The sequence below is a fragment of the Massilia sp. BAP21 genome (genome assembly GCF_057801335.1).
Window position 1 is genome coordinate 4351742 of sequence record NZ_CM173596.1, and the last position, 13766, is coordinate 4365507.

General features: G+C 69.2%; 14 protein-coding genes. 6 read left to right on the forward strand and 8 right to left on the reverse strand.

Annotation, left to right across the window (positions count from 1 at the left end):
• Positions 1-966 carry an SDR family oxidoreductase gene (locus tag ACWYRN_RS19330; RefSeq protein WP_488689239.1) on the reverse strand — a complete coding sequence of 322 codons (966 nt, stop codon included), beginning with the start codon at positions 964-966 and terminating at the stop codon, positions 1-3.
• 175 nt (positions 967-1141) lie between these two features.
• Between ACWYRN_RS19330 and ACWYRN_RS19335 the strand changes: the two genes are divergently transcribed.
• From ACWYRN_RS19335 to ACWYRN_RS19350, 4 genes are all read left to right on the forward strand, one after another.
• Positions 1142-2620 (forward strand): diguanylate cyclase, encoded by a 1479-nt coding sequence (locus ACWYRN_RS19335; protein ID WP_488689240.1) that lies wholly within the window; start codon positions 1142-1144, stop codon positions 2618-2620.
• A gap of 233 nt (positions 2621-2853) precedes the next feature.
• A complete protein-coding gene (locus tag ACWYRN_RS19340) occupies positions 2854-4485 on the forward strand; it encodes a SulP family inorganic anion transporter (protein WP_488689241.1) in 1632 nt (543 codons plus the stop codon).
• Positions 4486-4753: 268 nt separating this feature from the next.
• Positions 4754-6508 carry a DUF1302 domain-containing protein gene (locus ACWYRN_RS19345; RefSeq protein ID WP_488689242.1) on the forward strand — a complete coding sequence of 585 codons (1755 nt, stop codon included), beginning with the start codon at positions 4754-4756 and terminating at the stop codon, positions 6506-6508.
• A gap of 109 nt (positions 6509-6617) precedes the next feature.
• Positions 6618-7166 carry a GNAT family N-acetyltransferase gene (locus tag ACWYRN_RS19350; protein ID WP_488689243.1) on the forward strand — a complete coding sequence of 183 codons (549 nt, stop codon included), beginning with the start codon at positions 6618-6620 and terminating at the stop codon, positions 7164-7166.
• Between the two features lie 28 nt (positions 7167-7194).
• Here ACWYRN_RS19350 and ACWYRN_RS19355 read toward each other — a convergent pair whose 3' ends face one another.
• Positions 7195-7824 carry a 1-acyl-sn-glycerol-3-phosphate acyltransferase gene (locus ACWYRN_RS19355; protein WP_488689244.1) on the reverse strand — a complete coding sequence of 210 codons (630 nt, stop codon included), beginning with the start codon at positions 7822-7824 and terminating at the stop codon, positions 7195-7197.
• Positions 7825-8059: 235 nt separating this feature from the next.
• On the opposite strand from ACWYRN_RS19355, the gene arsC reads away from it, so the two are divergent.
• Positions 8060-8407, forward strand: a complete 348-nt coding sequence (gene arsC, locus ACWYRN_RS19360) for an arsenate reductase (glutaredoxin) (RefSeq protein WP_488689246.1) — start codon at positions 8060-8062, stop codon at positions 8405-8407.
• Positions 8408-8445: 38 nt separating this feature from the next.
• Here the strand turns inward: arsC and ACWYRN_RS19365 are convergent, their stop codons facing one another.
• The 4 genes from ACWYRN_RS19365 to ACWYRN_RS19380 form a co-directional block, all read right to left on the reverse strand.
• Positions 8446-9087 carry a head GIN domain-containing protein gene (locus ACWYRN_RS19365; RefSeq protein ID WP_488689248.1) on the reverse strand — a complete coding sequence of 214 codons (642 nt, stop codon included), beginning with the start codon at positions 9085-9087 and terminating at the stop codon, positions 8446-8448.
• A 119-nt stretch (positions 9088-9206) separates the two neighbouring features.
• Positions 9207-10400 (reverse strand): DUF1565 domain-containing protein, encoded by a 1194-nt coding sequence (locus tag ACWYRN_RS19370; RefSeq protein WP_488689250.1) that lies wholly within the window; start codon positions 10398-10400, stop codon positions 9207-9209.
• Positions 10401-10522: 122 nt separating this feature from the next.
• Positions 10523-10969, reverse strand: a complete 447-nt coding sequence (locus tag ACWYRN_RS19375) for an acyl-CoA thioesterase (protein ID WP_488689251.1) — start codon at positions 10967-10969, stop codon at positions 10523-10525.
• A 94-nt stretch (positions 10970-11063) separates the two neighbouring features.
• The gene (locus ACWYRN_RS19380) at positions 11064-11918 is read right to left on the reverse strand and encodes an endonuclease/exonuclease/phosphatase family protein (protein ID WP_488689252.1); all 855 of its coding nucleotides are present in this window, start codon (positions 11916-11918) and stop codon (positions 11064-11066) included.
• Between the two features lie 107 nt (positions 11919-12025).
• Here ACWYRN_RS19380 and ACWYRN_RS19385 point away from each other — a divergent pair, with 107 nt between their 5' ends.
• Positions 12026-12355: a hypothetical protein gene (locus tag ACWYRN_RS19385; protein ID WP_488689254.1), complete on the forward strand. Its 330-nt coding sequence runs from the start codon at positions 12026-12028 to the stop codon at positions 12353-12355.
• 28 nt (positions 12356-12383) lie between these two features.
• Here ACWYRN_RS19385 and ACWYRN_RS19390 read toward each other — a convergent pair whose 3' ends face one another.
• Both ACWYRN_RS19390 and ACWYRN_RS19395 read right to left on the reverse strand, forming a co-directional pair.
• The gene (locus ACWYRN_RS19390) at positions 12384-13094 is read right to left on the reverse strand and encodes a hypothetical protein (protein ID WP_488689255.1); all 711 of its coding nucleotides are present in this window, start codon (positions 13092-13094) and stop codon (positions 12384-12386) included.
• A 6-nt stretch (positions 13095-13100) separates the two neighbouring features.
• Positions 13101-13766: a hypothetical protein gene (locus tag ACWYRN_RS19395; protein ID WP_488689256.1), complete on the reverse strand. Its 666-nt coding sequence runs from the start codon at positions 13764-13766 to the stop codon at positions 13101-13103.

The following is a 13766-nucleotide window of genomic DNA, read 5'->3' on the forward strand; positions in this document are numbered from 1 at the left end:
TTACTCGCCAACGCTGCCGGTCACCGGCAGCACGATGCCCGTGATGTAGCTCGAGCACGCGTTCGAGGCCAGGAACACATAGGCCGGCGACAGTTCCTCGGGCTGGGCCGCGCGGCCGTAGGTGGTGCTCTCGCCGAAGTGGACGATCTTGTCCGGCGACTGGTCGGCCGGATTGAGCGGCGTCCATACCGGGCCCGGCGCCACGCAGTTCACGCGGATGCCTTTATCGAGCAGGTTCGCCGCCAGCGACATGGTAAAGGCATGGATCGCGCCCTTGGTCGAGGAATAGTCGAGCAGCAGCTTCGAGCCCTTCAGGCCGGTGACCGAGCCGGTATTCACGATGGCGGCGCCGCGCTTCATGTAGGGCAGGGCGGCTTTCGCCATGTGGAAGTAGCCGTAGATATTGGTGCGCATGGTTTCGTCGAAGCGCTCCTCGGTGATGTCGAGCAGGCTGCTGGCGTGTTCCTGGAAGGCGGCGTTGTTGACCAGGACATCCAGGCGGCCCCATTCGGCCACCACGGCGTCCACGGCCTGCTGGCAGAATTCCATGTCCTTGACGTCGCCGGCGATGGTGACGCAGCGGCGGCCTTCGGCCTCGATGCAGCGCTGGGTCTCGGCGGCGTCTTCGTGTTCGTTCAGGTAGAGCACGGCAACGTCGGCGCCTTCGCGCGCGAACAGTACGGCCACCGCGCGGCCGATGCCGGAGTCGCCGCCGGTGACGATCGCCACCTGGCCCTCGAGCTTGCCGCTGCCCTTGTAGTGTTCTGCCATGAAGCGCGGCTTGACGGCCATCTGTGCTTCCAGGCCGGGCTTGGCCAGGTGCTGCTCGGGCATCGGCGGCACCGGCTGTTCGGCGCCGATCTGGACCGGCTTGCCGCTTTCTTCTTCCTTCTGGCTGGCGTCGAGCTGGTCCTGGCGGTTCTGGATTGCTTTCTGGTGGTTTGCTACATCGTCCTGGTTGGCCATTGCGCTTCCTTTGAAAACGGGTTCTTGACCGGGCCAGTATCGGCCGCGGGCGGGCAGCGCGACGGTGCGGTTCCACACACAAGGGCGAACGTCCTGTTCGATGGTATGCGAATATGTCAAAATTCACGGCGTAGAGTTGCATGGCGTAACGAATATGCATGACAAGGAGAAAAACATGCCTCAGCAGGCCGAGCCGCAAGGCCAACGTACTGGGTTGTTCGTCAACCCGGCCGCACCGCGGCGCGCGCAGTTCCAGGCCGAGGCCGGCAGCCGCTTCGCCAGCCTGGCGCAGGCCGACGGCGCCGAGGCCGCGCTCGAATTGCTGGGGCGCGGGCCGGTCGACCTGCTGGTCATCGACCTCGAACGCTTCGATCCCGAACTCGACCTGGCCGGCCTGGCCCAGCTGGTCGCGTTCCGCGCCGGCGCCCCGATCCTGGTCCTGTGCCCGTTCTCGAACGCGCGCTGGCTGCCGGCGCTGATGGCGCACGGCCCGCTCGCCTACGCCATCACGCCGCTGGCGCAGGACGCCCTGGAGGCGGCGCTGGACGAGGCGCTGGCCGCCGGCCCCGGGCAGGCGCCGATGCCGCGCGAAACCGAACTCCTGGAACTGGCCGCGCTGCGCGCCCGCGTGCAGGCCGCCCTGGGCGAAGGCGAAGACCTGGCCGCGCTGTCCGAGCGTTTGTGCGAGGCGCTATGCAGCTGGCCGGGCGTGGTGCACGCGTCCCTGTTCTGCCTGCAGCCGGGCGGCGATTTGCAATTGCAGGCCCAGCACGGTGTGCACCGCGAACTGAATCGCGAACTGAATTTGGCGCGGGTGCTGGGCCGCGGCGAGCGCCTGCTGCAGTCGCCGTTGCGGCATGCCTTCCCGGGCCTGCTGGCGGCTGCCACGAACAGCCTGGCCCTGCTCGACGCGCCGGAAAAGTCGGGCGAGCCGGAACTGAGCGCGGCGCTGCGCGCGCATGGCGTGGAGATGGTGCTGGGCTTGCCGATCCCGGCCGGCGGGCCGGGCGGCGCGCGCGGGTCGCTGTGCCTGCTGTTCGACGCCAGCCGCCGCTTTAGCCCGGACGCGCTGGCGGCGCTCGAAGGCCTGGCGGCGCTGGCGGCGGTCGGCCTGCGCCTGGCCGACATGGGGCGCGAAAGCGAGGAACTGCTGGCGCGCCTGACCCATATCTCGACGATCGACGCCCTGACCGGCGTGGCCAACCGGCGCCACGGCGAAACCCTGCTGGAAGGCGAAATCAAGCGCGCCCGGCGCTACCGCCTGCCGCTGGCGCTGATCGCCTTCGACATCGACCGCTTCAAGGAAGTCAACGACCGCTACGGCCACCCGGTGGGCGACATCGCCCTGCGCACGGTAGCCGAAGCGGCGCAGAAGCTGGTGCGCTCGAGCGACATCGTGGTGCGCTCGGGCGGCGAGGATTTCCAGGTGATCGCGCCGCACACCAGCGCCATCGACGGCTTGAAGATGGCCGAGAAGCTGCGCGTGGCGATCGCCTCGACCCTGATCCCCGGCTGCGACCAGGTCACCGTCAGCCTCGGCGTGGCCCAGCTCGGCGACCAGGAAAGCGCGGACTCGCTGACCGTGCGCGTGAACGCCGCGCTGGCCAGGGCCAAGCGGGCAGGGCGCAATTGCGTCGAGCTGGCGATGCAATGACTGCGTGACCATCGCGGGCTGGTTTTCGTAGGGTGGGCACTTGTGCCCACGCGGTACCCCTGCGATATGTCGAAATGCGTCTTTCTCGGACGCGGGTGCATGGCGGGTGCGATGCGGTTCGCGTAGGTACGACCGCGTGGGCACAAGTGCCTAGCGCGGCCCGGCCCACCCTACGATCAGCGCCTCTACCCCGACCCACCCAACCACAACACGATTTTAAAAACGGAAACACAATGCTGCACTGGTTGAAGCACTACCAGCGCGCCATGCTGCCGGGCGACATCAGCGCCGGGATCGTGGTAGCGATGATGATGATCCCGCAGGGCATGGCCTATGCGCTGGTGGCCGGCCTGCCGCCGGTGGTTGGCATCTACGCCAGCATCGTGCCGCCGGCCCTGTACGCGCTGTTCGGCACCAGCAGCACGCAGTCGGTCGGGCCGATGGCGATCATCTCGCTGATGACGGCCTCGAGCCTGGCGCCGCTGGCCACGGCCGGCAGCGCCCTGTACGGGGTGCTGGCCGCCCAGCTGGCCTTGATGTCCGGCGCGGTGCTGCTGCTGTGCGGGCTGCTGCGCATCGGCTTCATCGCCAACTTCTTCTCGCGCCCGGTGATGAGCGGCTTCACCATCGGCTCCTCGGTGGTCATCGCGCTCGGCCAGCTGCCGGTCCTGCTCGGCGCCAGGCTGCCGGCCATCCACCTGCCCAGCGCGCTGCTCGGCGTCGGTTCCCTGGTCCTGCTGCTGCTTGCGCGCAGCCACCTGGCGCCGCTGCTGCGCCGGTGCGGGCTGGCGCCGGCCTGGGCCGACATCGGCGCCAAGCTCGCGCCGATGGTGGTGGTGCTCGGCGCCACGGCGCTGGTGCCGCTTCTCGATCTGCAGGCGCGCGGCGTGCACACCACCGGCACGGTGCCGGCCGGCCTGCCCCTGCTGACGTTCGGTGTCTCGCACGCGCACTGGCAGGCGCTGCTGCAGCCGGCTCTGCTGATCGGCTTCATGGTCTTCCTGATCAGCATGTCCGGGGCCCAGGCCCTGGCCCTGAAGCGTGCCGAAAAGCTGCATAGCGACCGCGAACTGATCGGCCTCGGCGCCGCCAACCTGGGCAGCGCGCTGACCGGCGGCTTTCCCGTCACCGGCAGCATCTCGCGCTCGGCGGTGAACTTCACGGCCGGCGCCAACACCCAGCTGGCCAGCCTGATCACGGCGGCGCTGCTGGCCCTGGCGCTGGTGGCGCCGACCGGCTGGCTGGCCCTGATGCCGCTGCCGACCCTGGCCGCGACCATCATCGTGGCCGTGCTCGGCATGCTCGATACCACCACGCTGCGCACCGCCTGGCGCTTCGACCGCGCCGACGCGGCGGCCCTGGTCGCCACCGCCGGCGGCGTGCTCGCGCTGGGCGTCGAGGCCGGCGTGGTGATCGGCGTGGCGCTCTCGATGGGCGCGCTGATCTGGCGCGCCAGCCGCCCGCACATCGCGGTGCTGGGACGGATTCCCGGCACCGAGCACTTCCGCAACATCGCCCGTTACGCCGCCGACACGGCGCCCGGCCTGCTGATGCTGCGCGTGGATGCCGGCCTGTTCTTCGGCAACGTCGAGGCGGTGAATGCGCGCATCGAGGACGAGCTGGCGGCGCGCCCGGCCACGCGCGACCTGGTACTGGTGCTGTCGGCGGTGAACGAGGTCGATACCTCGGCCCTGTTCGCGCTGACCGGGCTGAACGCGATGCTCAAGACGCGCGGGGTGGCACTGCACCTGGCCGAGGTCAAGGGGCCGGTAATGGACCGCCTGAAACACAGCGAATTCTTGCCTGCGTTAAATGGCCGCGTCTTCCTGAGCACGGCCATGGCCTGGGACGCACTGGCCTATTAGAAACCTATCATAATTGATATTGATATTGCTCAAACCTCATGGCAGCATTTACAGCAAACAAGAATGATGGAGGCTGCCATGACCTGTCTCTTCACCCCTGGCTGTGCGCGCGCGGCGGCGCGTTTCCGACAAGCCGGCGGGCATTCCACGGCGACGGCGCGCCAGCATGGTTGAGCCGGGCAACGCCATGGCAACGCAGACAACGACCCGGCACCCGTCCGGGCAGCCCCCCCGCCCCTTAGCGATCAGCCTGGACCGCTCCCGAACCTTGCCCGGCCTGGCAGTCCTTGGCCTGGCGCTGGGCAGCCCATGTGCGCAGGCCATCGACGCCAAGCTCAGTGGCCGTGTGATGCTGGGCGCGGTGGCCCGCAGCGAGGCGCGCGACCCGCAGCTCCTGACCGGTGTGAACGCCGCGGCGATCGGCCTGGCGGGCTTCGGCAGCGGCGGCAACGGCGACGACGGCAACATGAACTTCGGACGCGGCGACCTGGCCTCGCTGGCCTGGAAAGCCACCCTCGATCTCGACCTGCGCCAGGGCCCCTGGTCGGCGCTGGTGCGCGTCAAGGCCTGGCGCGACGAAGCGCTGGAACGGCGCAAGCGTCCCTGGGGCAATTCCATCAACGGCTATGCGCCGAATGCGCCGCTGGACGATGCCGGCGCCGCACGGCTGGCGCGCTTTTCGGGCGTGGCCCTGGGCGACGCCTGGCTCCAGTATGCGGGCCAGGCCGGCGCCATGCGCTACAGCGCGCGCCTCGGGCGCCAGTCCCTGAACTGGGGCGAACGCTCGATCACCCCGGGCGGGCTGGAAGCCCTGAACCCCAGGGATTTGCCGGCCACGCGCAGGGCCGGCGCGATTCCCCAGGAAATGCGGGCGCCGGCGCCGATGCTGCTCGGGCGCGTCGAGCTGACGCCGGCCCTCGGCCTCGAAGCCTATTACCAGACCCGGCACCAGCCGACGGCGCTCGATTTGTGCGGCAGCCTGTGGTCGGTGAGCGATTACCTGGCGCCCGGCTGCGACCTGGTGATGTCGGGGCAGCCCGCCGTGAGCGACCGCGCCCGCATCCCGCTCGGCGCCTACCAGAAACGCCTGCCCACGCCGGCGGTGAACGGCCCGGAATACGGCGTCGCGCTCAGCTGGAAATCGGCGGCGTTGGCCACCGACTTCGGCCTGTATCACGCCCGCTACAATGCGCGCAGCGCCTTGCCCAGCCTGCGCCGCAGCACCCGGCCCGCCGGACCGGCCCTGATCCCGGGCGACCCTGACGGGCGCAACATGGCCTATTTTTCCGAGTACCCGCAAGACCTGGCGATCACCGCGCTGACGTTCCTGCACAAGCGCGGCAAGGCCAGCCTGTACGGCGAAGCTTCGTACCGGCCGCGCCAGCCCTTCATGCTGGCCCCGGGCGACGTGCTGCCGCCTTTCCTGAACGCCACGGTGCCGGCCCTGCTGCGCGCCGATGCCGACGCCGTGCCGCCGGGCGGCGTGTACCACGGCTACGACCTGCATCCGATGTCGCAACTGCAGCTGGGCGTGCAGCGCGAATGGCAGGCCGGGCCGGTGGCGCTGGTGGCCACGGCCGAGGTGGTCGGCAAGCATGCCGCCGGCTTGCCGGACCCGGCCGTGCGCCGCTATGGCCGCGCCGACATCTTCGGAGTGGGGCCGGTGAACGGCGCCTGCAACGTTACCACCGGGAACGCGGCGCGCCAGTGCAGCCTGCGCGGCTATGCCAGTACGAACGCCTGGGGCTACCGCCTGCGCGTGGACGCGCGTATGCCGGCGGTGCTGCTCACCTTGCTGCCTGGCCTGGCCTGCAACGCCAGCCTGGTGCTGGCGCACGACGTCAAGGGCTGGTCGGGCGACTTCCTGCTGAACGAGGGCCGCAAGACCGCCACCGCGGCGCTGCGCTTCGAATACCGCCAGCGTTACCTGCTGGAACTTGCCTGGGCGCCGAGCTGGGGCGGTGACTACAACCCGGTGGCCGACCGCGATGTCGTTGCGCTCGCCGCCGGGGTCCGTTTTTAGTGCATGCGCCGGCCAATTGCACCAGCATGGGGCGCGCACCCCTGACCGGCGCCCTCGACAAGCAGGCACGAATCCTGCACGCTCTTCCATTCGACAGAGGAGGGTGGAAATGATGCAGATTCGAATGCTCGACGCCGCCGGCGCGGCAGCGCATGCGGCGCCATTGCGCGCGCTCTTGCTCGACGCTGTCGCGCACGGCGCATCGGTCGGTTTCATGGCCTCGATCGACGAGGCGGCGGCCGACGCCTACTGGGCCGGCGTGCGCGAGGCCGTGGCCGCGGGAACGCGGGTACTGCTGGTGGCCTGGCGCGACCATGTACTGGTCGGCACGGTCCAGCTCGACCTGTGCCAGAAGCCGAACGGCCTGAACCGGGCGGAGGTGCAGAAGCTGCTGGTGCATAGCGGCGCGCGCCGCGGCGGGGCGGCGACGGCCCTGATGGAGGCGGCCGAGGTGCAGGCGCTGGCGCTCAAGCGCGGCCTGCTGTTCCTCGATACCGAGGCGGGGTCGAACGCCGAGGCGCTGTACGCGCGGCTCGGCTACACGAAGATTGGCGAATTGCCGGAATACTGCGCCACGCCGGATGGCGCCTGGCGCGCCACGGCGATCTACTACAAGACGCTGTTCGTGCGCGAACGCAAGGGCGCGCTCGCCAATTGAGGGCCCAGGGCGGGGCCCAGGGCAGCGCTCAGGCGCTTTTCCTGCGGTCCGGGCCATTGTGCGGCGGCGCCAGCTTGATCGGCGCGGCCAGTTCCGGGTGCAGCGCCTGCTTGCCTTCGTACACGGCGGCAATGGCCGCCATGTCGGCATCCTGGTCGCCGCTCAGGCGCACGGTGTCGACCACGCTCAGGACCTTGGTGCGGTAGTCCATGTAGACCAGCAGCAGCGGCACGTTCGCGGCGGCGGCCAGGTGATAGAAGCCGCTCTTCCAGTGCGGGCGGTAGCCGCGCGTGCCTTCCGGCGTGATGGCGACCCAGCACCATGTCTCGCGCAGCATGCTCTGCGCCAGCGAGCGGGTGGCGCCCATCGGCGCGCGGCGGTCGACGGCAATGCCGCCCCAGTAGCGCATGAGTGGACCCATCAACCCCTTGAACAGGGAATCCTTGGCCAGCCAGCGGAAATCCAGGTCCAGCGCCCACTTGCCGAGCAGGCCGATGGGGAAGTCCCAGTTCGATGTGTGCGGGTAGACGACGACGATGCCGTGCGGGCCGGGCAGGGGCTTGTGGCGCAGCTTCCAGCCGAACATGTTCAGCATGCGCAGCGCAGTGCGTTGGCGCCAGGTTGGCAGGTCTGCGGGGCGCAGCAGGTGGTCGATCATGTTTTCTCCGTCGTGCCGTGCGCGAGCCGGCCGTTTTTTGATAGCTGTTCCCGCAAGAATTACTTCCCTCCCGGAAAACCGAGGGTGGATTCTATATGGCGAGAACAGGGGTGACAAGAAAAAAGGAATGTGCTGTTGCAAGGCGTACGCGGTATGATGCGGCCGCCCGTGGCGGCACTTCCGCTACCATTTCATGCGACTACTTCACGCTGCCGGACTGGCAAGCCTTCACGATATGGATATCACGATTTACCACAATCCGCGCTGCGGCACCTCGCGCAATACCCTGGCCGCCATCCGCGACGCCGGCCACGAACCGCGCATCGTCGAATACCTGGCCACGCCGCCCACGCGCACCGAACTGCAGGGCATGCTGGCGGCGGCCGGCCTGTCGCCGCGCCAGGCCCTGCGCAGCAAGGAAAGCCTGGCCGCCGAATTGCGACTGGATGCGCCGGGCGTGTCCGACGAGGCGCTGCTGGACGCCATGCTGGCGCACCCGGTCCTGATCGAACGCCCGTTCGTGGTCACGCCCAAGGGCGTACGGCTGTGCCGGCCCTTCGACAAGGTGCGGGAAATCCTGTAAGCGGGCGGGGCCCGCTGCCGGGTGTCGCTGGCGCTGGCTCAGTTGCCGGCGTCAACGCTGCCCAGCCCTGAAGCGGACTTGTTCACGACCGGCGGCTTGCCGTAATAGGTGAGGCTGCCGATGCCCTGGACTTTCGCGTCGAGCCGCTTGCGGGCATGGACGCGGACGTCGCCCACGCCGCGGAAGGTGACGTCGACGTTGTCGGCGAGCAGGGCCTTGGCATCGACCTCGCCCACGCCCTCGGCCTTCATGCTGAAGGTCTTGACCTCGCCGCTCGCGCGCAGGCTGCCGGCGCCACGGTAGTTGATGTCGAAGCGCTCGCCGCGCACGTCGTTCAGGCGGATTTCGCCGGCGCCCTCGGCGGCAAAGGCGCGCAGCGCCGGCATGCCGACGATCACGCGCTCGTCGCCGCGGCTGGTGGTCTTCATGCGGTCGTCGCGCATGCTCAGGCGCAGTTCGCCGCCCACGACTTCGCTGACCAGGTTGTTGAGGAATTTCTCGTCGCCGCGCACGGTGAGGGTCTGGGCCGCGTTGCGGTCGACGGTGACGTTGATCGCCCCTTTGACGTAGATCGAGGTAAAGGCCGGCGCGCTGCGCTGCTGGTCCCCGGCATGCGCAATGGAAGGGAATGCGAAGGAGGCGAGCGAGGAGAGGGTGGCGGCAAGGATGAGTCGGCGCATGGCGGTGTGTCCCGGTTTGTTTGAATGCAGCCATTCTAGATACGGCATTTTTCAAAAACCAAGTTTTTGAGACGGAATGCGCTATTTGCCGGACAAGCTGCCGGAAACCACCATGTTTGCTAGTGCTGGTAGGCCCCGATATCGAAGCCGGTCTCCTTGTTGCGCGGCTTGCCCTGGAAGTCCTGTTCCGGCTTGTCGCCGCCCACGCCCTTGCCGATGGCCGGCGAGCGGGGACTGAGGCGGAAGTCGGGCGTGCCGGTGCGGCTGTACTCGACAAAGGCCGGTTCGGCGGCAATCGTGCCGACGTGGCGCCGTCCCTCAGGCAATTTCCAATCGGCCACTGCGTTCTGGAACACCAGGTTGTTCACGTAGATATTGTTCTCACCCGTGTCGCCCTGTTCGATGACGCCGTGCCTGTTGTCGAACACGATGTTGTTGGCTACCTGGGTGAAGTCGTTCGGCCCCTTCGAGTGGTAGTAGTCGCCGCCGCCGACCACGATCCCGGTGCCCGAGGTGGAGATGGTGTTGCCGGTGACGTCGACCCGGTTGGCGTCGTGCCACAGGTGGATGCCGGCGCCGGCCACGCGGTAGATCAGGTTGTTGCGCACCCGGCCTTCGGTGCTGATGTAGATGCCGTGGTGGAAGCGGCAATCGAGCGGGCCGATGTCGTGCACGTTGTTGCCGATGACCTCGGATTTCGTGCCGCGGTAGTAGCTGTCGACGCCGATGCCGGCGCCGCCCGCGCTTTCGCAGGGCACGTCGAGGCCGACGTGGTGCACGTGGTTGTGGCGGATGCTGTTGTAGGAGCCGCCGTTATAGATGCCGCTCAGCCACTTGCTGCCGCTCTGGTACTGGGTGCCGTCGATCTCGAAGCCGACGATGTCGACGTGGCTGCCGCGGTTGTCCCAGGCGCTGGTGGTGCGCGAGTCGAGCGGCGGGACGATCTTCGCGCCCCAGCGCTCGCTCGACTGGAAGATGATGCGCGCCTCGGCGCTGCCGTTGACGTTGGTGCGGAAGCCCCCGGTGTACTGGCCCGGCCCGACATACACCGTGGTGCCGGGCGTGACCACCTGGGCCGCGCGCCCGATGGTGCGGAAGGGCTCGGCCTCGGTGCCGGGGTTCGCGTCCGAGCCGCCGGGGGCCACGTACAGGTTGGTGCGCACGACCTCGGGTATCACCAGCTGCTCGGATGCGCCTTCGCGCCAGCGGCAGCCATCGAGCACGAGCAGCAGCGCGCAGCAGAGCACCGCGACGAAGGGATTGGCGGGGCGGTTCGCGGGGCGGCGGGCGCCGAAGGAAAAAGGGGCAGACATGGCGTTCCTTGTCGAGGCAGACACCCGCAAAGTGTCGCCCGTCACTCCCGCCGCCCGGCGCGGATTGCTCAAGTTTGCCTTTGAGCGCGCGCAAGGTAGATGGCGCGCGCTCGTGCATTGCCTTAACTGCCGCCGCTGGCGCCGACCACCTGCGGCATGTAGGCCTCCAGGAAGGCCGGCGGCATGCGCCGCGGGCGGCCGCCGCTGATGTCGATGCACACCAGTTCCCAGCGTCCGCGCAGCACGGTGGCGCCGTCGCTGTTCCTGACCAGCTGGAAGCGGCGTTCCATCGACAGCTTGCCGTCACCGCCGACCAGCCAGGTGGCCAGGGTCAGCTCCTCGCCCAGCAGGGTCGGCAGGATGTACTCGTATTCGCCGCGCCGGATCGCCATCGCGCGGTCGAGGCGCCGGTAGTCGTCGAGCGAGAGGCCGAGCGACTCGGAGTGGACCCAGCCGACCTGTTCGCACCAGCGCACGTAGACGGCGTTGTTGGTGTGGTTCAGCCCGTCGATGTCCTCGACGCGCGGCACGAGGGGTAAGGTAAAGGGGTGCGGATAATCCCAGTTCAAGTGATGTCCTTGCAAAGCGCACGGCAAACGCCCGGGTCCGCCGCCAAAAGGAACATTCTAACCGCGGGCGCGGCTCGGTGCAGCCCAGCTCGGGTCAACCCAGCTCCAGCAGCAGCGCCTGGTGGTCCGACCCGGTTTCCGCCGCGTCCACGCGCATGCGCCCGACCCGCTCGGCCAGGGCGGCGCTGACGAAAGCGAAATCGAAGGCGAAGGGCGCGTTGGCGTCGGGATGGTCGTCGTGCAGGCCGACCGTGGGCGCGTGGCGCCGGCCCGGCTGCGACAGGCGCCAGGCGTCGCGCAGCGGCGGCGTGCCATCGGGGAAGGGCGCCAGCAGGCGCGCATACTCGGGCGAATCGGGCAGCATGTTGAAGCCGCCCAGCAACACCGCACTGGCGGCGCGTGGCAGGGCCTCGAAGGCGCCGTGCTCCGGCCCGCCCGGACGCAGCACGCGCGCCTGCAGCACGGCTTCGCGGTGCAGCTCGCGCAGCCGCTCGACCTGGGCCATGCGCTGGAGCAGCGAAAAATCCTCCAGGTGCACCGACAGCACGCGCAGCAGCCCGGCCGGCGTTTGCAGCGTGACTTCCAGCGCGCTGCGCGGCATGCTCATCACCTCGGGGTCGGCCGGCCAGGGCAGCGAGTGGCGCAAGACCTGCAGTATCCGGTAGCGGGAAAAAATCATGGTGCCGAGCCGGCGCCGGCTGCCGTCGGGCGCGAGCGTGTCGAGCGCGGTGCAGCAGGCCAGGTTGTAGCCCGGCAGGCGCAGGGCTAGGCCGGCGAACTGGTCGCCAAGCGGGGTGCCGTTGCGCGATTCATACCCGCAAGCTACTTCTTGCAGGCACAGCACGTCGAAATGGGAAAAGCGGGTGAGCGTGGACACGACGCGGTCCAGGTCGGCGCCGCCTTGCGGCGTGCGGGCCGCTTGGATGTTCCAGGTGATAAGCTTGGGCATGGCTGTCCTTTGCATCGAGAGCGCACAGCCTAAGCCGACTGCGTTGAAGCGGACTGATCCAGTTCAAGCGTGCGAACCGAACCCGGCAGACAGCTGCGGAGGCCAACATGTTCACGATCGTCTTGCTGCTCTACCTGCAGCAGCACCTGGAAGTGACGCTCGAAGGCAGCAGCCTGCGTGGCGTCTATGAAACGAAACAGGAATGCGAGCGGGCGGCCGTGCGCCTGCGCGGGCCGGTGCCCAGGCCGCCCGGGGTGACGGCGGCCTGGCACGATGCGCTCTGCCTGCCGATCAACCGCGGCGTGCGCGTCAACGAGATGGCGCCGCTGGACTTGCGCGAGCTGCTCGACCGGCAACCACCGCCCGGCTGCGGCGGCAGCGGCGACTGGCGCCGCGTGGCCGAGCTGTGCCGGCCGTCCAGCAATCCCGCACCTTGAGGACCACGGCGCGCGCCTGGATGCCGGCCTACATGCGCTCCCAGCTCACGCCCTTCGGGCAAGCCACGTCACCGGCCGCGCTGCCGCCGCCGGCGGCGCCGGGACCGAATACCACGGAGCCGGTCATGCGGCAGGTCTGCTTGCCATTCTGGGTCGTGCGGTAGATGACGACGCCGTCCGGCGACTCGTATTTTTCCATGCGCATGCTGAGCGAACGGTCGATGTGGGCGGCGGCCACCGTGCTGCGAAAGCGCGACCACGGGGTATCGGCCTCCAGGGGCACGCCGCTCTTGCCCTTGCGCGTCTCGCGGTCGAAGGCGGCGGCGCTGCGCTTGCCTGCGGCAAGCAGGTCTTCTCCGGCAAGCGTGACGGGGGCGTCGCCCGCAGGCTGTTCTGACGGCTGGGGCATGTCCGCGGTGTCGGGTTGCACGGCGGGCGCCGTATCGGCGGGAACGGGCGGCGCGCTTGCTGGCGGCGGCGCGGGAACGGTGTTGCGCGGCGCCGGCAAGGGTGTCGGCGGTGGAGCTGAGTTGGACGGCGCGGGCGGCGCAACCGAGGCAGGCGGCGCCGGCACCGGGCGCATGGGCAGCAGTTCGATCAGCCGCTCGGGCAGTGCCGGAAGCGGCACTGTTTGCGCCTGCCAGCGCCAGGCCAGCACCAGCAGCAGGTGAAAGCCGAGGGTGAGTGCGAGCGGCGTCCAGTTCGGCCGTGCGGCAGGGTGCCGGTCTCCGAATTGCATATGTCCTCAGAGCCGCGTCCAGCGGACGCCGGTCGGGCAGGGGATGTTGCCGGCCGTCTGGCCATCGGAGGGATTGATGCCGCCGACGCTGCCGCTGCGGTAGCAGCGCACCCGGCTGCCGACGGTCTTGCGGTAGACGATGACGCCGTCGGCAGACACGTGGCTGTCCAGGGTGCCGGCCATGCTGCCGGTCTTGCGCGCATCGGCAACCTGCGTGCCGAAGCGCTCCCACTTGCCCGCAGGTTCGGCCGTCATCGCGCTGTCGCCCGGAGGCAGTTCGCGGCTGATGCGCCCTGCCAGGGCGCGCGACCTGGCGAGCAGCTCTCCAACGGAAGCGATGGGAGCGGCAACCTCGGCCTGGACTGGCTCACGCTGTGGAGACTCGGCATCCGTCACCACGGCTGCAGGCGGTTCGGATGCAGGCAGGACGCGCGCCACTGGCCGTTGCGCGGGTTTGCGTACGGGTTCGCGTAGCGCGCGCGGTGCGGCAGGGATGGCCCCTGCCGGGGGCTTGACCATCACCAGCAGCGTGGCGCGTTCGGCGGAGGGTTGCGGCCCTGGCTGCACGCCGGGCCGCAGCAGCCAGGCCAGCACCAGCAGCAGGTGCAGGCCCAGCGTGAGGACGAGCGGCGTCCACGACACGCTGGAAGATGCCGGAACGCCGATCCGCAT

Coding starts and splice junctions, on each gene's coding strand:
- ACWYRN_RS19330 (WP_488689239.1), bottom strand. CDS start 966: ATGGCCAACCAGGACGATGTAGCAAACCACCAGAAAGCAATCCAGAAC.
- ACWYRN_RS19335 (WP_488689240.1), top strand. CDS start 1,142: ATGCCTCAGCAGGCCGAGCCGCAAGGCCAACGTACTGGGTTGTTCGTC.
- ACWYRN_RS19340 (WP_488689241.1), top strand. CDS start 2,854: ATGCTGCACTGGTTGAAGCACTACCAGCGCGCCATGCTGCCGGGCGAC.
- ACWYRN_RS19350 (WP_488689243.1), top strand. CDS start 6,618: ATGATGCAGATTCGAATGCTCGACGCCGCCGGCGCGGCAGCGCATGCG.
- ACWYRN_RS19355 (WP_488689244.1), bottom strand. CDS start 7,824: ATGATCGACCACCTGCTGCGCCCCGCAGACCTGCCAACCTGGCGCCAA.
- arsC (WP_488689246.1), top strand. CDS start 8,060: ATGGATATCACGATTTACCACAATCCGCGCTGCGGCACCTCGCGCAAT.
- ACWYRN_RS19365 (WP_488689248.1), bottom strand. CDS start 9,087: ATGCGCCGACTCATCCTTGCCGCCACCCTCTCCTCGCTCGCCTCCTTC.
- ACWYRN_RS19370 (WP_488689250.1), bottom strand. CDS start 10,400: ATGTCTGCCCCTTTTTCCTTCGGCGCCCGCCGCCCCGCGAACCGCCCC.
- ACWYRN_RS19380 (WP_488689252.1), bottom strand. CDS start 11,918: ATGCCCAAGCTTATCACCTGGAACATCCAAGCGGCCCGCACGCCGCAA.
- ACWYRN_RS19385 (WP_488689254.1), top strand. CDS start 12,026: ATGTTCACGATCGTCTTGCTGCTCTACCTGCAGCAGCACCTGGAAGTG.
- ACWYRN_RS19390 (WP_488689255.1), bottom strand. CDS start 13,094: ATGCAATTCGGAGACCGGCACCCTGCCGCACGGCCGAACTGGACGCCG.
- ACWYRN_RS19395 (WP_488689256.1), bottom strand. CDS start 13,766: ATGCGGATCGGCGTTCCGGCATCTTCCAGCGTGTCGTGGACGCCGCTC.